The sequence below is a fragment of the Promicromonospora umidemergens genome, assembly GCF_024171995.1.
Classification (GTDB): domain Bacteria; phylum Actinomycetota; class Actinomycetes; order Actinomycetales; family Cellulomonadaceae; genus Promicromonospora; species Promicromonospora umidemergens.
The window spans coordinates 104,088-125,384 of the sequence record NZ_JAMTCT010000005.1 but is presented as its reverse complement, the minus strand read 5'-3'; the positions used below and the strand labels follow the sequence as shown (position 1 = coordinate 125,384).

The window sequence follows — 21,297 nt, the reverse complement described above, 5'->3', positions numbered from 1 at the left end:
CGGTGGACGTGGAGGCTCAAGAGATGAGCACTCCAACCAAGACGTCCTCCACAACGGCGCCCCGTGGTGGGGCGGGCTCACCGTCGACAGCACGACGCGACGGCCGAGCCAGATTCGTCGTCGGGTATCTCGCCGTAGCGGCGGTCCTGCCCTACCTGGTCCTCAAGCTGATGTGGATCTCCGGCTCGACGGTGGGTATCGCCGAGACCTCCCCCTTGGACGCCGCGGTGGTTCAGGGCGGCAACCTCGTGACGGTGGCGATGGAGCTGTTCGCGGTCGCGATCATCCTCGCCTTCACCCACAGCTGGGGTCTGCGTGCACCGGCATGGCTGGTACTCGTTCCGACCTGGATCGGGATGGGGCTGCTGGCACCGTTCCTCATCACGGGGCCCGTGGTCGCGGTATTCGTCACGACGGAGCCATCGTCCGTGGGCGACGGGTCGCTCGCGCCGTGGGTCGGCCCCTTGGTGTATCTCGGTTTCGGCGCGCAGGCAGTCGGGATCACCATCTCGTTCGTCCTCTATGCGCGCGCTCGTTGGGGACGCGAGCTCACCGGACGCCTCTCGGACCGTCCGAGCGGCCCGTCTCGACCGGCTCTCCTGCCAGTCACCTGGGGGATCGTCGCTCTGCTCACCGTGGTGTCGGCATCGCGCCTGCTCTGGAGTCTCGGCGCGACCTGGGGGCTCACACCGCAGCTGGTCGAGAGCCGCGGAGCGGTCGAACGGCTCGCCGATGCGACGTCGGCGCTCTTCGCGATCGGGGCGGTCATGGGTCTTCTCATGCTGGTCCGGCGGCGACCCGGTCGAGAACGCGCCTGGGTGCCGGTCGTGCTCGCCTGGGTCGGCGGCGGGGCCACGCTGTCGAGCGGGGCGTACTCGCTGGTGCTGCTCCTCACGAGGCTCGCAGGGCCCGCCGCGTCCGTGCCGACGGCGGGTGTGGTTCCCTTCGTGGACCTCGTCCAGGTCGTCGCCGGTACGGCGACAGCGGTCGCGGGAGCAGTCCTCCTGGCGGAGCTCCGCCCGATCCGACGGTAGGCGGTTCCGCCGTGCAGCCCCACGGCCCCAGCGGTGCGTGCCTCACTCGGGCGGACGACGCCGCGGCGGCTCACCCCATGAACCGGATGAGCCGCCGCGGCCCGCTCAGGGACAGTGCCTGCAGGGACAGCGTCAGCGGGGACAGTGCCGGCCCGGACTGCGTCAGTTCTGCTGCGCTGCGAGGTCCTTCTTCACGACCTCCATGTCGAGACCGCGCACGGCCTCGACGACCTCGGCGAGGCCCTTGGCGGGCAGTGCGCCTGCCTGGCGGAAGACCAGCACGCCGTCACGGAAAGCCATGAGCGTGGGGATCGACGTGACCTGCGCGGCCGAGGAGATGCCCGGGTTGGCGTCCGTGTCGACCTTGGCGTGCACGATGTCGGTGTTCTTGTCCGAGGACGCCTCGAAGACGGGACCAAACATCTTGCACGGCGGGCACCAGGTGGCCCAGAAGTCGACGAGGACTATCTCGCTGTCGCTGACGGTCTTCTCGAACGTGGCGTCGGTAATGTCGACGGTGGCCATGTCGCGTTTCCTCTCGTTGGACGTCTCCCTTGTGCAGCACAGCGGCGCCCTCGGCTATTCCACGCGCGGCGCGGGGTGCGGCACCGCTCGGCACGACCTGGTAGAACGGACCCCGTGACGGACACTGCCGACTACCCATCCGACGACGACTTCTACCGCGATCCCTCCCAGGTCTCGGGATGGCTGACCGACGAGGACCTCGCGGTCGTACGGGCACAGCTTCCGCTCGTGTACGTCGACGCCGTCCCGGTCCGGGTCGACGACTCGGGCGACGTGGTCGCCGTCGGACTGCTCCTGCGGGCGAACACCCAGGGCACGATGACGCGCGCCCTCGTCTCGGGGCGCGTCATGTACCACGAGCGGATCCGGGACGCGCTGCTGCGCCACATCGAGAAGGACCTCGGCCCGGTCGCGCTGCCGCAGGTCCCGCCGTCCCCACAGCCGTTCACAGTTGCCGAGTACTTCCCGACACCGGGCATCACGCCGTTCCACGATCCGCGCCAGCACGCGGTCTCCCTCGCGTACGTCGTTCCCGTCACGGGCGACTGCCGCCCGCAGCAGAATGCCCTGGACCTCGCCTGGCTGACGCCGGAGGAGGCGTGCGCCGACGACGTGCAGGCCGAGATGATGAACGGCCAGGGCATGCTGATCAAGCAGGCGATGGGGCACGTGGGCCGACTTCCTTAGCCCTCGATCACGTCAGGTCCAGCACCGGCCAGTCCTCCAGGTCCGACCGCATGCGGCGGTCGTGGGTGGCCACCACCACGGCGCACGGCGTGACCTGCAGGGCACGGGTCAGCTCGTCGACGAGGTCGATCGACAGGTGGTTCGTCGGCTCGTCCAGGAGCAGCAGGTGCGGTGCGTGCAGCAGCGCGCGGGCCAGCTCGAACCGGCGCCGCTGCCCAGCGGACAGCTCGGCGAGCGGCCGGTCCAGGTCCTCCTCGCTGAGCAGGCCGAGACCCGCGACGGGCACCACGTGGTCCGGGTCCAGCTCGCCGGAGGCGAGCAGCCGGAGCGCCTCGTCGGCGTACGTCTCGAAACCCGTCCGCAGGCGCGCCTTGCCGGTGATGGGCAGGCTCTCCTGCCCCACGACGCCGATCCGGGCGCCCGGCGCGAGCGACCGGCTCCCCCGGTCCAGCTCAAGGGTGCCGGCCAGCGCCCCGAGCAGCGTCGACTTGCCCGTACCGTTCGGCCCCACGATGAGCAGCCTGCCCGACGGCGGGATCGCTATCCGCGTGCCCGCGAGATCCACGCGGGCGCCGCCGTCGTCCCCGACTCGTGGCGAGCGGACCTCCACGACCGGGTTGCTGGGGTCCCAGCCCGGAGACATCGCCGGCAGGTCCGGGAACCCGAGCTCCACCGGCGGCACCGGCACCTCGATGGCCTCCGCCTCGAGCTTCTGGACGAGCCGGTCGGCAGCCTTGACGTGGATACGGGCGTGGGTGGCACGGCGATGTTTCTGCGAGCCCTTCTCGGGGCGCCACTCGTCGGACAGCCCCTCGTACGACTCGTCCAGCCGCTCGGCGAGCGCGGCGGCCCGCTTGCGCTCGGCCCGGTAGCGCTGCCGCCAGCGGTGCAGCGTCTGGTTCTTCGCGAACCGGTAGGCCAGGTAGCCCGGCTGTCCGTACAGCACGGGCTTGCCGTCCCAGGAGGGATCGAGGTCCAGGATCGCGGTGGCGACGTCGTCCAGCAGCTCGCGGTCGTGGGTGACGAGCACGACGCCGCCCCGCCACGCGACGAGCTCACCCGTGAGGAACTCGATGGCGGAGTCGTCCAGGTGGTTGGTGGGCTCGTCGAGCAGGAGCAGGTCCGACCGCTCCGCCAGGCGGCACGCGAGGCGGACCCGGAACCGCTCCCCCACGCTGAGCTGGTCGAGCCGCCGGGCGGGGTCGCGCGGCGCGCCGAGCCGGGTGAGCGCCATCTCGACCCGCCGGTCGGCGTCCCAGACCGCGAGGTGCTCGGCGAGCGAGAGGGTGCGCTCCAGCACCGCGAGGTCGCCCGACCCGTGGTCGAACGCGGCGGCAGCGGCCTCCAGCTCGGCGGCCGCCGTCCGCAGACCGTCGAGGGTCGCCGCGACGACGTCGCCGACGGTCTGGCCCGGCGTCGGGTGCAGCTCCTGCTCGACGAGGGCGACGGTGCCCTGCCTGCGTACCGCGCCCGACCGCGGCTGCAGGTCGCCCGAGAGGAGGTGCAGGAAGGTGGACTTGCCGGACCCGTTCTCCCCCACGACGCCGAGCCGCGTGCCGTCGTTCACGGTGACGCTCACGCCTGCCAGCACGTCCCGCCCCGGGTACGCGAAGGCCAGTTCCTGGGCGACGAGGTGCATCCGCCAAGCCTACGGGCCGTTCAGGGCTGAGCGGTCGAGGAAAGACGGTGCCCGACGCGGGGTGGCGTCGGGCACCGCAGGGACGCTGTGGCTACGCAGCGGGGGGATCCAGGGGCGGATGTACCACGTACCCACAGCGAGATGATCAGGCAGCGGTCTCCGTCCGACGGGTGGTCGCGGGGTACCTGATGTTCTCGACCATCTCCTGGATCTCGTGCGACGGAGGCTTGGTCGCCAGCGACACGATGACCGTGACCACCAGGTTCACGACCGCGCCGATGGCGCCGATGCCCTCGGGGCTCACACCCAGGATGTGGTCGTTGGCCTGCGTACCGAACACCTCGAGCGTGTAGATCATGTAGGTCGAGGTGAAGGCGAGACCCGCGAGCATGCCGGAGACGGCGCCCGCCGCGTTGGTCCTCTTCCAGAAGATCCCGAGCAGCAGGATCGGGAAGAAGGTGGACGCGGCGAGCCCGAAGGCGAAGGCGACCACCTGGGCCACGAACGCCGGCGGGTTGATGCCGAAGTAGATCGAGACCAGGACGGCCACTCCCATGGCGATCCGGCTGACGAGGAGGCGGCGACTCTCCGAGGCGTTCTTGTCCAGGTACCGGAAGTACAGGTCGTGGGACGCCGACGACGAGATGACCAGCAGCAGGCCGGCCGCCGTCGACATGGCGGCCGCGAGGCCACCCGCCGCGACGAGCCCGACGATCGGCGCCGGGAGGCCCGCGATCTCGGGGCTGGCGAGCACCAGGATGTCGTTGTTGATGATCAGGTCGGCACCAGAGGTCGGGTCGTTGCTGACCGTACCGATCGTGTCGACGCCGTCACCCACGGTGACCAGTCCGGTCGCCATCCAGTTCTGCACCCAGGACGGCAAGGCGTCGACGGCGGCGCCCTGCACGCCCGAGAGCAGGTTGAGCTTGGTGAACGCACCCACGGCCGGGGCCGTCGTGTAGAGCAGGCCGATGAAGACCAGCGCCCACAGGGCCGAGTAGCGCGCCCCGCGGACCGTCTTGGTCGTGTAGAACCGGATGATCACGTGCGGCAGGCCGGCGGTGCCGATCATGAGCGACAGGGTCACCAGGAAGACGTCGATCTGCGGCCGGGCGGTGAACGCCTCGGTGTAGACCGGCAGCCCGAACTCGGCGCCGATCCGGTTCAGCTCGGCCAGGATCTCGCCGAACGAGATCTGCGGCACCGGGAACCCGGTCATCGTGTGCGCAACGGCCCAGGCCGGGATCAGGTAGGCGACGATCAGCACCGTGTACTGGGCCACCTGGGTCCAGGTGATGCCCTTCATGCCGCCGAACACCGCGTAGGCGAAGATGACCGCCGCCGCGATCGCCACACCGGCCGCCTGCTCCACCCCAAGGAACCGGGAGAAGACGATGCCGCCGCCCGCCATCTGCCCCACCACGTAGGTGAACGACACGATGATGGCGACGACGGCGGCCACCGACCGCACCGTCTCGGAGAACCGGTCACCGACGAACTCGGGAACCGTGAACTTGCCCCACTTGCGCAGGTACGGCGCGAGCAGCAGGGCGAGCAGCACGAAGCCGCCCGTCCAGCCCATCAGGTAGATGGAGCCGTCCGACCCGAGGAAGGCGATGAGGCCGGCCATCGAGATGAAGGACGCAGCGGACATCCAGTCCGCGGCGACGGCGGCACCGTTCGCGACGGCGGGGATGTTCTGCTCCGCGACGAAGAAGCCCTTGGTCTCCTTCACCCGGCTGCGCCAGGCGATCCCGATGTACAGCGCGAACGACGCCGCGACGAAGATGAGCGCCCAGGTCTGGATGTCACTCATGACCGGCTCCCGTCGTCGTTGCGCTCGCTGACGCCGTAGTGGTCGTCAAGCTTGTCCATGCGCAGGGCGTAGATGAGGATCAGCAGGATGAAGGTGTAGATCGAGCCCTGCTGCGCGAACCAGAAGCCCAGGGGGAAGCCGCCGATCACGATCTCGTTGAGCTGCTCGACGAACAGGATTCCTGCGCCGAACGAGACCACGAACCAGACGACGAGCAGCACCACCATCAGGCGGAGGTTCTTCTTCCAGTACTCCTTGCGCCAGCCGTTGTCCGGCAGCGCGGCGCCACCGCCGCCGCCCGGCGGCGGTGCCCCACCGGGGGGGCTCTCGTTCGTGTCGGTCATGTCTCGACGCTCCTTTGCGTGTCGTGGTGCGACCCCTGCGGCCTCTGCGGCCTGCCGGTGCCGGGACGCACTGTGGTGCGGATCACAACTGCCCCCGAGCCTGAGCCAAGGGGCAGACGCCCCCGCGGCGCAAGAGCCGACCGGCCGGACGGTCGCCGCGACCCCGCGAGCGGTCGCTCTGGGCGGCGAACGGTGCCGGACATCTTCACCCGACCGTTCGGGGGGCATTCTTGACCGTTCGCGGAGCTCGACCTGCCGTTCGGCAGTGCGGTGCCCTTGCGGGGGTCCCTGGACGACCCCGCCAGCCCTACGATCGCCCTATGTCCTCGACGTCGAGCACTTCCGGTACCGCCGTGCGCCGCCGCGCGTTCCACCCCGGCAGCCTGGCGATGGTCATCGGAGGGCTGTGCGTCATGATCGGGTCGGTGCTGCCCTGGATCAGCACGCCGCTGGGGCACATCCCTGGCCACGCGAGCTACCTCGGCTGGGCGACGCTGGCCGTGGCGCCCCTCGCGTTCGCCGGCGCGGTGCTGCCGTTCCGGCGGGTAGCCATCGGCCACTGCCTCGTCGTCGCCGTACCCGGCGCGGTCGCCGTCGTGTGGAGCATCGTGCAGATGGTCCAGGTCAGCTCGAGCACCGACTCCTGGGGCAAGATGTGGCCCGGCATGGGCCTCGTCATGGTCGCCGGCGGCGCGGTGATCATGCTGCGCACCGCCTGGCGCCTGCGCCGGGCATCCGACGCATAGCCTCGTTCCATGGATCGTCCCATGGAGCACGACGACGACGACGACGACGAGCACGACACCCCGGCCGAGGTCGACGCGGCGTTCCGTACGCTGCGGCGCGTCGCGATCACCCATTTCGTGCTGTTCCTCGCCGCGGTGATGGGCGTCCCCGCCCTGTCGCTCACGCTCGACTGGTGGTCGGGCGGGCGCCTGGCCGGCGGGATGAGCCCTGGCTTCGCCATGGCGGCGTTCGGGCTGTACGCGTTCTTCCTGGTGATCGGGCTGGCGGCGGCCACGCTCTCGTCGGCGGTCGAGGCCCGCATGCTGGGCGGCCGGAACGACGATGACGACTACCCGGCCGACGGCGAGCTCCCGTGACCGTCACGAGCGCGGGCACGCTGGCGATCCTCCTCGCCGCCGTAGCCCTGGTCACGCTGGTCATGCGGCCGCGCGGCGTGTCCACCGTGGACTTCTACCTCGCCGGGCAGCGGGTCGGCGTCGCCACGAACGCCCTGGCCATCTGCGGGGACTACTTCTCCGCCGCGTCGTTCCTCGGGGTCGCGGCGGCGGTCTACGTCTCGGGCCTCGACGGCGTCTGGTACGCGGTCGGGTTCGCCGCCGGGTTCGTGCCCGTGCTGCTGTTCGTCGCCGCGCCGCTGCGCCGGTTCGGCGAGTTCTCCATCCCCGACTTCCTGGGGCGGCGTCTGGCCTCCGAGCGCGTGCGGCTGGTCGCCGTCGGCGTCGTCCAGATCGTCATCCTGTCCTACCTGGTGCCGCAGGCGGTGGGCAGCGGCATCACGTGGCAGCTCCTGGTGGGGCACGGGCTACCCGGCCTCTCCGCGTACGCCACGGGCGTGTTGCTCTCGACGGCGGTGGTGGCTGCGCTCGTCGCGTTCGGCGGCATGCGCGGCACCACGTGGACCCAGGCCATCCAGTTCCTCCTGCTGCTCGGCGCCCTCGTCTGGCTCGCGGTCGCCGTCGCGGGGTCGGGGTTCCACTACTCCGGGGCCGTCGCGGACCTGTCCGCCGAACCGCTGGCCAACCCGGTGCACGACGAGGCTGGCTGGCACCTGCAGCCCGAGACCAACCAGCTCGACCCGACCGAGCCGGCGACCTTCGGCCAGCCCGGCGCCGCGTACGGACCGCTGGCCCAGTTCGCCCTCATCCTCACGCTCGTCATGGGCACCGCCGGCCTGCCGCACGTCATGAACCGGTACTTCACCAGCCCCACCGGCACAGCGGCCCGCATGACGACGGTGTGGGTGCTCGGCCTGGCCGGGCTGTTCTACGCGCTCGCCGTCATGCTCGGCACGGCCGCCCGGCAGCAGATCGCCGCGGCCGTCGAGGGCCATCCCTGGCTCGAGGAGCTCACCGTCGACGGCGTGCTGCGCGTGCCCGAGCACGCCCTGCCCGTGCTGGGCCGCATCTACGGCGGCGACTCCGGCCTCGCCGTCGTCGCCGCTGGCGCCCTGGTCGCCGTGATGTCGACGATCGCGGGGCTCCTGCTCGCCGCCGCCGCGTCCTGGGGGCACGACGTCTACGAGCGGCACATCAACCCGCGCGCGACCCAGCGCCAGGCAGTCTGGGCCGGCCGCACGAGCACCGTGGTCGCGGCTCTCGCGGCCGGCGCGCTCGCCATCGCCATGCAGCCGGAGGACATCACGCCGGGCGTCCCCTCGATCGTGGCCGCCATGGTGACCTGGTCGTTCGCTATCGCAGGGTCGGCCCTGACGCCTGTGTTCGTGCTCGCCATCTGGTGGCGCGGCACGACCGCGGCCGGGGCTACGGCAGGCATGGTCGTCGGCGGCCTGGTGTCGGTGACCATGTTCGTGGTGGGTGCCCTGCCGATCGGCCCGGGCCTCGGGGAGATGCTCATGACCCCCACCCTCGTGGCCGCGCCGCTGGCCGGCCTGGTCACGTGGCTCGTGTCGCGGTCGACGACCCCGCCGGACGACGTCGAACGGCAGTGGCTGGTGCTGCACGGCACCGCCGCGGACCGGCATGCCGAACGGCTGGCGCGGCTCACCATCGCGAGCGCCGAGCCGACGCAACGCAGGCGCGGCCGCGGCCGTGCGGCCCGGCGGGAGGAGGAACGCGATGCGGACCGGTAGCGCGCTCCTGGCCGGGACGATCGGCCTCACCTGGGCGGCGGTGTACCTGGTGACCCAGGTGTTCGTGTCGCCGCCGCTCGGGGTGGGCACCACCGTGGCGGCGGGGACCGTGGCGTCCGTGCTGCTCGTGTTCGGTTATCCCTCCGCGCTGCGCGGGCCGCGCGCTGCCGGGACCCTGTGGCGCTGGTCCCGGCGGCGGGGCGGGTCGGACGCCCGGCCGGGGCCCGAGGAGCGCGGCCTCGAGGGCCGCGGCGTCGAGCGTTCCCGACGTCGGATCGTGGCGGGCGGACGCCGCATGCCGCTCCGCTCCGGCCTGACCGCCGACGCCGCGCGCCGCACCGCCGAGCTGCTGCGCCCGCTGCTGGGCGGCGACGCCGTGGTGATCACCGACCGGGAGCTGAACCTGGCCTTCGTCGGGCCTGGCTCCGACCACCACGAGGCGGGTGGTCCGGTGCGCGCCACCACCGTGCGGAGCGCCATCGCCAAGGGCCGCACCGTGGTGTCCCGCCGGGCGTCGAGCATGGGTTGCGACGACCCGGACTGCCCGCTGCGCAGCGGCGTCGTCGTGCCGCTCGTCGTTGGCGCTCGTGTGGTGGGCACCATCGGCGTGTTCCGCACGCACGACGAGCCCACGCCACGGGACCAGGTCGAGGACATGGCGAGCATCCTGTCGCTGCACCTCGAGCTGGCGGAGGCGGACCGCGAGCGCAAGCTGGCCTCGGACGCCCGGCTCGACGCCCTGCGGGCCCAGATCAACCCGCACTTCCTGTTCAACGTCCTGAACACGATCGCGTCGAAGTCGCGGACGGATCCGGACGAGGCGCGCCAGCTGCTGCTGCGCCTGTCGGACTTCTTCCGGTATGCCGTGCGGCAGGAGGGGCAGCTCGCGGAGTTCGCGCAGGAGTACTTCTTCGTGCGCACGTACCTGTCTCTGGAGCAGGCCAGGTTCGGGGACCGCTTGCGCGTGCGGTACGACATCGACCCGCAGGTCCTCACGGCGCACGTGCCCGTGCTGGTCATCCAGCCGCTGGTCGAGAATGCCGTGAAGCACGGCCTGGCGAACAAGGTAGAGGGCGGCACGGTCACGCTGAGGGCCCGGGTGGACCCCTTGACCCGCACGACGTCGATCCGGGTGACCGACGACGGCGTCGGCATGGCCGCTGACGTGCTCGACGGGCTCGGGACCGGCGCCGGCGCGGCGCGGGGCACCGAGGGTGCCCTGGGCGAGGAGGGCGCACGCGGCGGCGTGGGCCTGCAGAACATCTCCGAGCGCCTGACGACGCTGTTCGGCGAGCGGTTCACCCTGGACATCCAGTCGACGGCGGGCGGGGGAACGGTGGTAGAGGTGCGGGTCCCGCTACGCTGACGGCATGCGCCCCCGCGCCCTGATCGTCGACGATGAGGCCCCGGCCCGTACCGAGCTGCGCTATCTGCTGGAGGAGCTCGGGCAGGTCCAGGTGGTCGGTGAGGCCGCGAACGGTGAGGAGGCACTCCTCCTCCTGCGGTCCCTTCCCTACGACCTCGTGCTGCTGGACATCAGGATGCCCGGCGGCAGCGGCCTCGAGGTCGCTGCCGCGCTGCGCGACCTGCCGCATCCGCCCAAGGTCATCTTCACCACCGCCTACCCGGACCATGCCGTCGAGGCCTTCGACCTCGCCGCGGCGGACTACCTGGTCAAGCCGTTCGACTCCGACCGCCTGTGCCGTGCGGTCGCGCGCGCGCTCGAGCATTCCGGCACCGACGACGCGCAGGAGGGTCTGCCCGGACCGGGGAGCCCTGCCGGTGCGGGGTCGGGCAGCTCGTCGAACGGTGGGTCCGCGGGACGGCGCGGCGACGAGTCGCCGGGTCCGGAGCCGCTCGCCCGGGTCCCCGTGCAGCGTGACGGCCGCACGGTGCTGGTGGACCAGTCGGCGATCGTGTACGCGAGCGCGGCGCGTGGCTACTCGTACCTCAAGCTGGCCGACGAGCGGCTGCTGGTCACGTTCTCGCTGAACGAGCTGGAGCGGCGGCTGCACGGGCACTTCTTCCGGTCGCACCGGTCGTACCTGGTGAACCTGAACCACGTGCGCGAGCTGGTCCCGGACTTCAAGGGTGCTCTCGTGGTGGTCATGAACGACCGGCAGCGCAGCCGGGTAGAGGTGTCCCGCCGGCAGGCCCGCGAGCTGCGTCGGCGCCTGGGCGTCTGACCGCAGGTCTCGGGCGGGTCGGACCACTTTCCTTTACCCGAAATGCCCCGTACGAGACGATATGCGGAATCGTCCCGCCTGCCGGCGCGCCCGACCCTGGAGAAGACGTGTCCCAGACCACGCCTGCCCTTCGCCTCACCAACCTGCTCCTCACCTCCGGCACCCGCACCCGCAAGGACCCCGACGCCGTCTTCGACCGCCTGGTCGCGCGCGCCACCCGGGGCCGCGTACCACTGAACGCCGAGTACACGGCCGACCTCGACCACCTCCGGCTCGTCCTCCGCGCCTTCGCCGGCTTTCCTGGCCTGAGTCCGCTCGGCTGGATGGCGGGGCAGGCGCTGGTGGAGTCGCGCGTCCAGAACCACGCGGTGGTGGGCGACCTGCACGCCCGGTTCCCCGAGATCGCGGACGAGCCGGTGGAAGCGCCGGTGTTCGTGGTGGGCATGCCAAGGACCGGCACCACCCTCACGTACAACCTCCTGTCCCGGTCGCCGGCCCACCGCGGGCCCAAGCTCTGGGAGATGACCCACCTGGGCCTCGCCGTCGACAGCACAACCGAGGCAGCACTGATCCGGCGCACCCGGAAGAAGTACGCCATGGTTTCGCGGCTCAGCCCCAGGTGGGACACCATCCACCCGCTCTACGCGGAGGCCGAGGAGGAGGACACCTTCATCAGGACCCACTCGGAGCTGCACGCCTCAGCCGTGCCCGTGCCCGGCTACGTCGAACGCCTGCGGACCTTCGACCACCGGCCGGACTACCGGTTCCTGCGCGACGCGCTCCAGGTGCTCTCCTACGAGCGCCCGGCCCGCCGGTGGGTGCTGAAGCACCCGGCGAACCTCTTCCACATGTCCGCGATCCGCGACGTGTTCCCCGACGCCCGCTTCGTGTGGACCCACCGGGACCCCGAGGTGGCACTGGCGTCCCTGTGCTCGCTGGCCGAGGCCACGGAGCGGCTGCACCGGCGCCCGGAGGCGGTCGACCTGGCGGAGACCGGCCGGCAGTGGCTGGCGATCATGTCCAGCGGGGTGTCGCGGGCCCTGGCCCAGCGCGCCGAGCTGGGCTCCGACGTCGTGCTCGACCTGCCGTACGAGCGGCTCACCGGCGACCCGGGCACGGCGCTGCCGGAGCTGTTCGGGCGGCTCGGTGCTCGCTGGGGAGCCGAGGACCAGGCGAACCTGGCGGCTGCCCGCGAGGCGCCGCGGCAGCGGGCGCCGCACCGGTACTCCCTGGAGCGGTACGGGCTGGAGCCGGACGAGGTACAGGCGGCGTTCGCCGACTACGTGGAGCTGCTCCCTGCCCTGCCGCACGGTGCTTAAGATGCGCTGATGAGTACTACCCGTGTCCTGGTCTGGCCCGCCGTCGTGGCCGATGCCGCCTGTGTCCTCGTCTTCGCGGTCACCGGCATCGCGTCGCACGACGGGTCGATGGTGGCCGCCCTCGGCCGTGTGGTGTGGCCGTTCGCGCTGGCCGCCGCGCTCGGCTGGGTCCTGACGCGCGCCTGGCACGACCCGGCCCGCGTCTGGCCGACGGGCGTGCTGATCTGGTTCATGACCGTGCTCGGCGGGCTGGCGCTGCGCGGCATCTCCGGACAGGGCCTGGCCTGGACGTTCGTACTGGTGACAACACTGTTCCTGGCGCTGACGATGCTCGGCTGGCGCGGCGTGGTGGCGGCCGTGCGCCGCGCCAAGGGACCGAGCTGAGCGAGATCGGTCGGAGGGGATGAGACCGGTCGGTTGACCGACCGATCTCATCCCATCGGACCGATCTCAGCGAGAGGCCAGCACCTCGAGGATCAGCGGGGCCAGGGCGCGGAACGCCTTGCCCCGGTGCGAGATCGCGTTCTTCTCCTCGGGGTCGAGCTCCGCGGCCGTCCGACGGCCGCCGCCGTCGGCACCGGGCGCCGTCTCGTCCGGGACCAGGATCGGGTCGTAGCCGAACCCGTTGAGCCCCCGCGGCGCCGTCGTCAGCACGCCCCGCATCTCGCCGAGGCGCACCTCCTCGCGTCCGTCGGGCGTGACGAGGGCGGCGGCGCACACGAATCCCGCCTGGCGGTGCTCTGGGCGCACGTCCCCGAGCTGCCCGAGCAGCAGGTCGAGGTTCGCCTGGTCGTCCCCGTGCTTGCCGGCCCAGCGCGCCGAGAAGATCCCGGGGGCGCCGCCCAGCACGTCAACGGCCAGCCCTGAGTCGTCGGCGACGGCGGGCAGCCCGGTCGCCGCGCACACCGCCCGTGCCTTGATGAGCGCGTTCTCGGCGAACGTCACGCCGTCCTCGACCGGCTCGGGCGCGCCCAGATCACCTGAGGTGACCAGGCCGCCGTCGGGCAGCTCCAGACCGGCCGCGGCGAGGATGGCCCGCAGCTCACCGACCTTCTTGGCGTTGTGCGTCGCGAGGACGATCCGGGCCGTCACGCGAGCTCCCGCGCGAGGGCTTCCTGCTGGATCTTGGCGAGCTCGGCCGTGCCGCCGACGGCGAGGTCGAGCAGCGAGTCGAGCTCCGCACGGTCGAAGGGCGCGTGCTCGGCGGTGCCCTGCACCTCGACGAACTTGCCGGCGCCCGTGACCACCACGTTCATGTCGGTGTCCGCGCGCACGTCCTCGACGTAGGGCAGGTCGAGCATCGGGGTGCCGTCGATGATGCCGACGGACACGGCGGACACGGAGTCTGCGAGCACCTGCTTGCCGCCCTTGATGTGCCCGTGCCGGCGCCCCCACGCGATCGCGTCGACGAGAGCCACGTACGCACCGGTGATCGCGGCGGTGCGCGTCCCGCCGTCGGCCTGGAGCACGTCGCAGTCCAGCACGATGGAGTTCTCGCCGAGCGCGCTCATGTCGACGACGGCGCGCAGCGACCGGCCGATGAGCCGCGAGATCTCGTGCGTGCGGCCGCCGATCTTGCCCTTCACGGACTCGCGCGGGCTGCGCTCGTTGGTGGCGCGCGGCAGCATCGCGTACTCGGCGGTGACCCAGCCCTCGCCGGAGCCCTTGCGCCAGCGCGGCACACCCTCGGTGAACGACGCGACGCACAGCACGCGCGTGCGCCCGAACTCCACGAGGACCGATCCCTCGGCCTCGTCGAGCCACCCCCGGGTGATCTGCACGGGGCGGAGCTGGTCGGTGGCGCGCCCGTCGGCGCGGACGGTCGTGTTGATGCTGGAGGTCATGCACCCACCCTAACGATGGGTGTGCCTTCCCGAACCCTGCTCTGTCACCCGCGTCGATGCTGTGCGCCGTTCGCGCGCCGCGGTAGGTTCACACGCCGGGCATACCGCTCGGTCAGAGCGACACGGAGGACGGTGCACGATGACTGACACCACACCCGCCGAGACTCATGCGGCCACGAGCACCGCCGCCGCGTCTTCCTGGACCGGCGGCCCGTTTCCGCCACTGTGGCTCGCGGTCCTGGGCAGCCTCGCCGTACTCGGCCAGTTCGCGGCAGGTCTGTGCCTGGTCGGCACGCTCGTCTCGCTGGTGGTCGCACGACGGCGGCCCTGGGTGGCGGCCGTCGCGATCGTGCTGTCCGTCTGGTCCGGGACGATGGTGCTGTTCACCGGTCGGTTGCTGCCGTGGGCCGGCTTCTAGCCGCCGTCAGAGCTCGTAGACCGTGCCCGGCTCCGCGACGTCCACCGGGCCCGCGAACGAGCCGCGCGCCTCCGCCAGGGAGTCCGCGGGGTCGTTCCACACGGGCAGGTGCGTGAGCAGCAGACGGCGGGCGCCCGCGTCGGTCGCCACCTGCCCCGCGCGTCGGCCGGTGAGGTGGATGCCGGGCTCGACGCCGTCGTCGCGGCCCTCGAGAAAGGCGGCCTCGCTGAGCAGCAGGTCCACGTCGCGCGCCAGCTCCACCACGGACGGGCACGCGTCGGTGTCGCCCGTGTACGCCAGGGTCGTCGTACCGCCGGACGCCGACGGGCCCGTCACCCGCACTCCGTACGTCTCGACGGGGTGGAAGACCCGGTGCGGCTCGATGGTCAGCGGCCCCACCTGGACCGACGGATACTCCGCCCACGACCGGAAGTCGAAGTCGTTGTCCATGGACTCCCCCTCGCTCAGCCCGTAGGACAGCGCGACGTGCCGCTCCGCCGTCGACGGACCGTAGACCGGCAGGGGGGTGTCCCGGGGGCCCGTCCGCAGCGAGCCGCGCTCGGGGTGGTACCGCAGGTACACGTACAGCCCCGAGAGGTCGGCGCAGTGGTCGGGGTGCAGGTGCGAGATCGACACGGCGTCGAGCTCCATGGGGTCCATGAACCGCTGCAGCGCCCCGAACGCACCGTTGCCGAGGTCGAGCAGGATGTTCCAGTCGCGCGCCTCGTGGCCGGCGGCGGCGGCTTCCGCGGCCGGGACCCGCACCACGTACGACGACGCGGGCGTCGCGGGCCCCGGGAACGAACCGGAGACACCGATCGGGATCAGGCGCATCAGACGGCCTCCACGAGGGACACCTCGGGGCCGAGGAACCGGCCGGCGAGCTGCCCGAACGGTGCGGGGTCGCCGGTGGTCAGGAACCGGTGCACCGGGGCACCCGCGTCGGGCGCGCGCTCCAGGTCGTGGGCCACCAGGGTGCGGTACACGTCCTTCGCGGTCTCGTCGGCACTGGAGACCAGCGTGACCTCCTCGCCCATGACGTAGGAGATGGCGCCGGCGAGCAGCGGATAGTGCGTGCAACCAAGGACGAGCGTGTCGACACCGGCCGCCTTGACCGGGTCGAGGTACTCGTGCGCGAACTTCTGCACCTCCGGGCCCGACGTCCTGCCCTCCTCGACGAAGCGCACGAACTCCGGGCAGGCCTGGCTCGTGATCGTCAGGCCGGGCGTCACGTGGAAGGCGTCGTCGTAGGCCCGCGACTGCACGGTCGTGCGCGTGCCGATGACGCCGATCCGGCCCGACCGGGTGGCGGTCACCGCGGCGCGCGCCGCCGGCAGGATGACCTCGACCACGGGGATGCCGTGCCGCTGCGTGTACCGCTCGCGGGCGTCGCGCATCATCGCCGACGACGCCGTGTTGCAGGCGATGACCAGCATCTTCACGCCGTCGGCCACGAGCCGGTCCATGGCGTCGAGCGCCATGGCGCGCACTGCGGCGATCGGCTTGGGTCCGTAAGGGCTGTTGACGGTGTCGCCGAGGTACCTGACCTGCTCGTTGGGCAGCTGGTCCAGGATGGCCCGCGCCACCGTGAGGCCGCCGAGGCCGGAGTCGAAGATCCCGATGGGCGCGTCGTTCACGGGGTGAAGCCTAGCGACGACCACGTACTGTCACCCGTGCTCGTGAGCCGTGCCACGCGTGACGCGCGACACGTTCGGGCAGGTCAGCGCCTCGACCGGAGTCACTCGGATGCAGCGGCCGCGTCTGGCGGACGCCGCCCCCGCAGCTCCCCGAGCATCACGTCCATCAGGGTCTCCTGCGCGTACCCCGCAGCGACGAACACCCCGGACCAGAAGCGCCGGGCCGCGCGCCCGTCGGTCGCCACGGGGATCTCGCGGCCTGCCTGCCGGTCCCACATGATCTCGTCGGTGAGCTGCATGACCTGGTCGTCCGACTTCAGGCCGAGCCGCTCCGCGATCACGAGCCGCACGTCGGTGAGCGCCCCCGCGAACTGCTCGGCGTCCTCTCGCGGTACCCGCACCGGCGGCGGAGCACCGTGCCGGCCCAGCGGCGAGGGCGCGTCCTCTCCCGTCGGCAGGTCCAGCAGCGCGGCGAACGCCTCCAGCCGGTCCACCTTCGCACTCGCCACGTCGTTCTGCGTGAGCCGGCGGAACTCGTCGGCCACCTCCGCGTCGTCCTTGCTCGCGTCCGGCAGGAGCCGCCTCGCCGCGGGGTCCGTCGGGACGCGCCCCACACCGGTGACGCCCGTGAGCCGCGCCAGGTCGGCGTCGGTCAGCTCGTCCGGCGCGAGCAGACCGTTGGCCCACGCCTGCCCCTTGCCGGGGGCGGGGTGCGTCGAGAAGCCGAGCTCGCCGCCGTCGGGGAAGAGGTCGAGGCCGGCCTCGTCGCGCAGCATCTCCGCGACGTCGCGGGCCACCCGGGCCAGGACGACCCGTTCCACCGGCTCGAACCTGGCCTCGTAGCCCCGCCGCATGGCGCGGAACGGCGTCATGCGGCTCCTCGCGCGCCCGACTCCTGCAGCGTCGCCCACAGACCGAACCCGTGCATCGCCTGCACATCCACCTCCATGCGTTCGCGTCCCCCGGTGGACACGACCGCGCGACCGTTCTTGTGCACCTGAGTCATGAGCTGCTCCGCCTTGGCCCGCGGGTACCCGAAGTAGCTCTCGAAGACGTACGACAAGTACGACATCAGGTTCACCGGGTCGTTCCAGACGATCGTCACCCACGGGTCGGCGACCCCCGAGGCGATGTCCACCTCGGTGTCCTCCTCGACGGCCGTCCCGGCTGACCCCATGGTCTTGAGCAGCGGCGGTGGGGAAGAAGTCACAAGTCTCACTCTAGGCGGTTTGGTCCCTTCCCTGGACACCCTTGTCTGCAATTTTCCCGAAGTTGTCGCCGGGCTGTGACCTGCCGCGTCGACTCAGTCCAGCAGGTCGTCCAGGCGGAGGTCCACCGTCGGGATCGCCGGGTCGCCGTCGGACAGCCGCCGCGCGCCACGCGGGAGCTCCGCGCGCACCATGCCATGGTTGATCGCCGCGTTCGCCACCCCGTAGGGGCCCACCCAGCGCGAGTCGACGGCGCCGTCGACGACCATCGGCGCGAGCAGCGGGCGCAGGTCGTCGCTCTGCGGCGTCCACTCGGCCACCGCCGCGTCCGGACCCGTCACCATGAGCTCCTCGACGGCGTGCCCGTCGCGGCCGTACCGTCGCGCCGCGGCCTTGCGCCCGCCGACCGACGCCTTGTTGGCCGACGCCTTCGCCACCGGCTGCAGCACACCCGACGAGTCGGCTCGCGCGACCAGCTTGTAGACCATGCCGCAGGTCGGCGCGCCCGACCCGGTCACGACCGACGTCCCGACGCCGTACACGTCCACCGGCGCGGCGGCAAGAGACGCTATCGCGTACTCGTCGAGGTCGGACGTGACCACGATCTTCGTTTCCCTGGCGCCGAGGTCGTCGAGCTGCCTGCGCACCTCCTGCGCCAGGCCGCCGAGGTCGCCCGAGTCGAGACGCACGGCGCCCAGCCCGGTCCCCGCCACCTCGACGGCGGTCGCCACGCCGTGCTTCACGTCGTACGTGTCCACCAGCAGGGTGGCGCCGGAGCCCATGGAGGCGACCTGCGAGGCGAAGGCGTCCCGCTCGGTGTCGTGCAGCAGCGTGAAGGAGTGCGCGGCGGTCCCGATGGTGTCCAGCCCGTACCGCATCCCTGCCTCGAGGTTGGAGGTGCCGGCGAAGCCACCGATCACGGCGGCCCGTGCCGCCGCGACGGCGGCCTGCTCGCTCGCCCTGCGCGAACCCATCTCCAGCACGGGACGTCCGCCCGCCGCGCTCGTCATGCGCGACGCGGCCGAGGCCACCGCCGAGTCGTAGTTCAGGATCGACAGGATCAGGGTCTCCAGGAGGACGGCCTCTGCGAACGTGCCCTCGACCTGCAGCACGGGCGAGCCGGGGAAGAACACCTCGCCCTCGGCGTAGCCCTGGATCGTGCCCGTGAACCGGTAGCTCGCGAGATAGTCGAGAGTCCGGCGGTCCACTATGCCGTTCTGCTCGAGATACGCCAGCTCGGCGTCCTCGAACACGAAGTGTGGCAGCGCTTCCAGCACACGGCCGGTCCCCGCCAGGACGCCGTAGCGGCGGCCCGGTGGTAGGCGCCGGGTGAACACCTCGAACACGCAGTGCCGGTGCGCCGTACCGTCCGCGAGCGCCGCCTGGAGCATGGTCAGCTCATAGCGGTCGGTCAGGAGTGCGACCGACGGGCGTACCGCCGGCAGAGGTGCTGCAGGGAGCGGCTGCGGTTCTTCGACACCGTTGTCGAACGCAGGCCACGAGTCTGTGAGCGAGGCGCCGATGCCCCGAAGCTCGTCGGTCATGCACTCACGGTAGGCCAGTGCGGCCACCTGGGTGGCGTGAAAAGGGTCATGGTGGCCTCTTGTCTCAGCATGCGGATCGTCGTGCTCCTGACATTTCCTCGGTCCGGGCTATTTCTGCCCGACGAACCAACGACGGACCTGGGCCACGCGCGCCGCGAGCTGGTCGGCGGTCGCGAGCGGCACCTCGGGCCCCCCGCACGTGCGGCGCAGCTCGGTGTGGACCATGCCGTGCGGCTGCCCGCTGCGCTTGGCCCACGCGGAGACGAGCTTGGAGAGCTCCTTGCGCAGCTCGGCCGCGCGGCGGTGCTCCTGCTCCGACCGCTCGTTCTCCACCTCGCGGGACGTGGGTGCTCCCCCGCGGGCCTTGAGGTGGTCCGCCTGGCGCTGCCGCAGCAGCGTCGCCACCTGGTCCGGCTCCAACAGACCGGGCAGCCCGAGAAAGTCCTGCTCCTCCGCGGAGCCGAGGTCGGCGCTCGTGCCGAACTCGCCGCCGTCGAACAGGACCCGGTCGAACGAGGCCTGGGCCTCCAGCGCCTGGAACGAGCCCAGCAGCTCGCTCGACGCCTTCTCCTCCTTGTTGGCCTCCGCGACGAGCGCGGCCTCCGGGTCGTACTCGATGCCCTGCTCCTCGGCCGTGCGCGGCCGGTCGAGCGCGTGGTCGCGCTCCTGCTCCATGGAGCCCGCCAGGTTCAGCAGCGGCGCGACGCTGGGCAGGAAGATCGACGCCGTCTCGCCCCGCTTCCGGGCCCGCACGAACCGGCCGATCGCCTGCGCGAAGTACAGCGGCGTGGAGGCGCTCGTTGCGTACACGCCGACGGCGAGGCGCGGCACGTCCACGCCCTCCGACACCATGCGCACCGCGACCATCCAGCGGTCCTCGCCCTGCGCGTACTCCTCGATGCGCCCGGACGCGCCCTCGTCGTCGGACAGGACGACGACGGGGCGCTTGCCCGTGATCTCCTGCAGGTGCGTGGCGTAGGCCCGTGCGTTGTCCTGGTCGGTCGCGATGACCAGGCCGCCCGCGTCCGGGACGGTGCGGCGCACCTCGGCGAGGCGCTTGTCCGCGGCCGAGAGCACCGACGGGATCCACTGGCCCTCCGGGTCCAGGGCCGTGCGCCACGCCTGCCCGGTCATGTCCTTGGTCATCGCCTCGCCGAGGCGGGCGCTGACCTCGTCGCCCATCTTGGTGCGCCAGCGCATGTCGCCCGCGTAGGACATGAACAGGACGGGGCGGACCACGTGGTCGCGCAGCGCCTCGCCGTAGCCGTAGGTGTAGTCGGCCTTCGAGCGGCGGATGCCCTCAGCGTCGGCCTCGTACTCCACGAACGGGATCGCTGACGTGTCGCTGCGGAACGGGGTGCCGGTCAGCGCGAGGCGGCGGTCCGCCACCTCGAAGGCCTCGCGGACGGCGTCGCCCCAGCTCAGGGCGTCACCACCGTGGTGGACCTCGTCAAGGATCACCAGGGTGCGCGCTGCCTCGGTGCGGGCGCGGTGCAGCGCAGGCTTGGCGGCGACCTGCGCGTAGGTGACCGCGACGCCGTCGTAGTGCGAGCCGTGCCGGCCCTGCGAGTTCTTGAAGTGCGGGTCGATGCGGATACCGACGCGCGCTGCGGCGTCGGCCCACTGGGTCTTCAGGTGCTCGGTGGGTGCCACGACCGTGACCCGTCGGACCACGCCCTGCTCGAGGAGCTCGGTGGCGATGCGGAGCGCGAACGTCGTCTTGCCCGCGCCAGGGGTGGCGACGGCCAGGAAGTCCCGCGGGTTCTTCTCGCGGTAGAGCTCCAGGGCCTCCGCCTGCCAGGCGCGCAGGCTCGACGCCGTGCCCCAGGGGGCGCGGCGTGGAAAGGCAGGGCTGAGCGACGATGCGGCCGCAGACGACGGTGTGTGGGGCAGCTGCTGCGGCTGGCTCGTCACTTCGAGGAGTCGCCCTCGCCGCCGTCCTCAGGTTCGCGGAGACCGTCGTAGATCTCCTTGCACCGGGGGCACACCGGGAACTTCTTCGGGTCCCGGCCCGGGACCCACACCTTGCCGCAGAGCGCGATCACGGGCTTGCCGCTCATGGCGGACTTCATGATCTTCTCCTTGCGCACATAGTGCGCAAAGCGTTCGTGGTCCCCGGGTTCTGTCTCCTCCCGGGTCTCCTCGCGCTCGAGGACGCTCGTACCGCCCTGCGTACTGGGCTCGTCCTGCGGGTTCGAGAGTGGTTCGGTCATGGCGAGAAGTCTACGCGGGACCACCGACAGCAACTTCTGCGGAACAC

Annotated in this window: 23 protein-coding genes; 10 read left to right on the top strand and 13 right to left on the bottom strand. The window is 71.7% G+C overall.

What is annotated here, in order from left to right; translation table 11 throughout:
• Window positions 1–23: 23 nt before the first annotated feature.
• On the top strand, window positions 24–1,034 hold the full coding sequence (locus tag APR04_RS10750; RefSeq protein WP_253869995.1) for a hypothetical protein: 1,011 nt from the start codon (window positions 24–26) through the stop codon (window positions 1,032–1,034).
• A 162-nt stretch (window positions 1,035–1,196) separates the two neighbouring features.
• Here the strand turns inward: APR04_RS10750 and trxA are convergent, their stop codons facing one another.
• Complete coding sequence (gene trxA, locus APR04_RS10745; protein WP_253869992.1) at window positions 1,197–1,559, bottom strand: thioredoxin; 363 nt, start codon at window positions 1,557–1,559, stop codon at window positions 1,197–1,199.
• A 114-nt stretch (window positions 1,560–1,673) separates the two neighbouring features.
• On the opposite strand from trxA, the gene APR04_RS10740 reads away from it, so the two are divergent.
• Window positions 1,674–2,246, top strand: coding sequence for an NUDIX hydrolase family protein (locus APR04_RS10740; protein WP_253869989.1), 573 nt, complete (start codon window positions 1,674–1,676; stop codon window positions 2,244–2,246).
• 7 nt (window positions 2,247–2,253) lie between these two features.
• Here APR04_RS10740 and APR04_RS10735 read toward each other — a convergent pair whose 3' ends face one another.
• From APR04_RS10735 to APR04_RS10725, 3 genes are all read right to left on the bottom strand, one after another.
• A complete protein-coding gene (locus tag APR04_RS10735; RefSeq protein WP_253869986.1) occupies window positions 2,254–3,885 on the bottom strand; it encodes an ABC-F family ATP-binding cassette domain-containing protein in 1,632 nt (543 codons plus the stop codon).
• A gap of 145 nt (window positions 3,886–4,030) precedes the next feature.
• The gene (locus APR04_RS10730) at window positions 4,031–5,701 is read right to left on the bottom strand and encodes a sodium:solute symporter family protein (protein ID WP_253869983.1); all 1,671 of its coding nucleotides are present in this window, start codon (window positions 5,699–5,701) and stop codon (window positions 4,031–4,033) included.
• Window positions 5,698–6,045, bottom strand: coding sequence for a DUF4212 domain-containing protein (locus APR04_RS10725; protein ID WP_253869980.1), 348 nt, complete (start codon window positions 6,043–6,045; stop codon window positions 5,698–5,700). Before APR04_RS10725 ends, APR04_RS10730 begins: the two co-directional genes overlap by 4 nt.
• A 320-nt stretch (window positions 6,046–6,365) precedes the next feature.
• Between APR04_RS10725 and APR04_RS10720 the strand changes: the two genes are divergently transcribed.
• The 7 genes from APR04_RS10720 (at window position 6,366) to APR04_RS10690 (ending at window position 12,770) form a co-directional block, all read left to right on the top strand.
• A complete protein-coding gene (locus APR04_RS10720) occupies window positions 6,366–6,791 on the top strand; it encodes a hypothetical protein (protein ID WP_253869978.1) in 426 nt (141 codons plus the stop codon).
• Window positions 6,792–6,800: 9 nt separating this feature from the next.
• Entirely contained in the window at window positions 6,801–7,148 is a 348-nt protein-coding gene (locus tag APR04_RS10715; protein WP_253869975.1) for a hypothetical protein, read from the top strand.
• A complete protein-coding gene (locus tag APR04_RS10710) occupies window positions 7,145–8,881 on the top strand; it encodes a solute symporter family protein (RefSeq protein ID WP_253869972.1) in 1,737 nt (578 codons plus the stop codon). Before APR04_RS10715 ends, APR04_RS10710 begins: the two co-directional genes overlap by 4 nt.
• Window positions 8,868–10,247, top strand: a complete 1,380-nt coding sequence (locus APR04_RS10705) for a histidine kinase (RefSeq protein ID WP_253869969.1) — start codon at window positions 8,868–8,870, stop codon at window positions 10,245–10,247. Before APR04_RS10710 ends, APR04_RS10705 begins: the two co-directional genes overlap by 14 nt.
• Window positions 10,248–10,251: 4 nt before the next feature.
• Window positions 10,252–11,067 carry a LytR/AlgR family response regulator transcription factor gene (locus APR04_RS10700; RefSeq protein WP_253869966.1) on the top strand — a complete coding sequence of 272 codons (816 nt, stop codon included), beginning with the start codon at window positions 10,252–10,254 and terminating at the stop codon, window positions 11,065–11,067.
• A gap of 107 nt (window positions 11,068–11,174) precedes the next feature.
• Complete coding sequence (locus APR04_RS10695; RefSeq protein WP_253869963.1) at window positions 11,175–12,386, top strand: sulfotransferase family protein; 1,212 nt, start codon at window positions 11,175–11,177, stop codon at window positions 12,384–12,386.
• 9 nt (window positions 12,387–12,395) lie between these two features.
• On the top strand, window positions 12,396–12,770 hold the full coding sequence (locus APR04_RS10690) for a DUF3054 domain-containing protein (RefSeq protein ID WP_253869960.1): 375 nt from the start codon (window positions 12,396–12,398) through the stop codon (window positions 12,768–12,770).
• A 66-nt stretch (window positions 12,771–12,836) separates the two neighbouring features.
• Here APR04_RS10690 and rdgB read toward each other — a convergent pair whose 3' ends face one another.
• Both rdgB and rph read right to left on the bottom strand, forming a co-directional pair.
• A complete protein-coding gene (gene rdgB, locus APR04_RS10685) occupies window positions 12,837–13,478 on the bottom strand; it encodes an RdgB/HAM1 family non-canonical purine NTP pyrophosphatase (protein WP_253869957.1) in 642 nt (213 codons plus the stop codon).
• Window positions 13,475–14,230: a ribonuclease PH gene (rph, locus tag APR04_RS10680; RefSeq protein WP_253869954.1), complete on the bottom strand. Its 756-nt coding sequence runs from the start codon at window positions 14,228–14,230 to the stop codon at window positions 13,475–13,477. The genes rdgB and rph overlap by 4 nt, the downstream gene beginning before the upstream one ends.
• A gap of 139 nt (window positions 14,231–14,369) precedes the next feature.
• Between rph and APR04_RS10675 the strand changes: the two genes are divergently transcribed.
• The gene (locus APR04_RS10675; RefSeq protein ID WP_253869952.1) at window positions 14,370–14,648 is read left to right on the top strand and encodes a hypothetical protein; all 279 of its coding nucleotides are present in this window, start codon (window positions 14,370–14,372) and stop codon (window positions 14,646–14,648) included.
• A 6-nt stretch (window positions 14,649–14,654) separates the two neighbouring features.
• Here APR04_RS10675 and APR04_RS10670 read toward each other — a convergent pair whose 3' ends face one another.
• The 7 genes from APR04_RS10670 to APR04_RS10640 form a co-directional block, all read right to left on the bottom strand.
• Entirely contained in the window at window positions 14,655–15,482 is an 828-nt protein-coding gene (locus tag APR04_RS10670; protein ID WP_253869949.1) for an MBL fold metallo-hydrolase, read from the bottom strand.
• The gene (murI, locus tag APR04_RS10665; RefSeq protein WP_253869946.1) at window positions 15,482–16,285 is read right to left on the bottom strand and encodes a glutamate racemase; all 804 of its coding nucleotides are present in this window, start codon (window positions 16,283–16,285) and stop codon (window positions 15,482–15,484) included. Before murI ends, APR04_RS10670 begins: the two co-directional genes overlap by 1 nt.
• A 101-nt stretch (window positions 16,286–16,386) precedes the next feature.
• On the bottom strand, window positions 16,387–17,157 hold the full coding sequence (locus APR04_RS10660) for a DUF2017 family protein (RefSeq protein WP_253869943.1): 771 nt from the start codon (window positions 17,155–17,157) through the stop codon (window positions 16,387–16,389).
• Window positions 17,154–17,462 carry an ATP-dependent Clp protease adapter ClpS gene (gene clpS / locus APR04_RS10655; RefSeq protein ID WP_253870495.1) on the bottom strand — a complete coding sequence of 103 codons (309 nt, stop codon included), beginning with the start codon at window positions 17,460–17,462 and terminating at the stop codon, window positions 17,154–17,156. Before clpS ends, APR04_RS10660 begins: the two co-directional genes overlap by 4 nt.
• A gap of 126 nt (window positions 17,463–17,588) precedes the next feature.
• A complete protein-coding gene (locus tag APR04_RS10650) occupies window positions 17,589–19,037 on the bottom strand; it encodes a nicotinate phosphoribosyltransferase (protein WP_253869941.1) in 1,449 nt (482 codons plus the stop codon).
• Between the two features lie 108 nt (window positions 19,038–19,145).
• A complete protein-coding gene (locus APR04_RS10645) occupies window positions 19,146–20,951 on the bottom strand; it encodes a DEAD/DEAH box helicase (RefSeq protein ID WP_253869938.1) in 1,806 nt (601 codons plus the stop codon).
• Entirely contained in the window at window positions 20,948–21,250 is a 303-nt protein-coding gene (locus APR04_RS10640; protein ID WP_253869935.1) for a DUF3039 domain-containing protein, read from the bottom strand. The genes APR04_RS10645 and APR04_RS10640 overlap by 4 nt, the downstream gene beginning before the upstream one ends.
• Window positions 21,251–21,297: the final 47 nt, after the last annotated feature.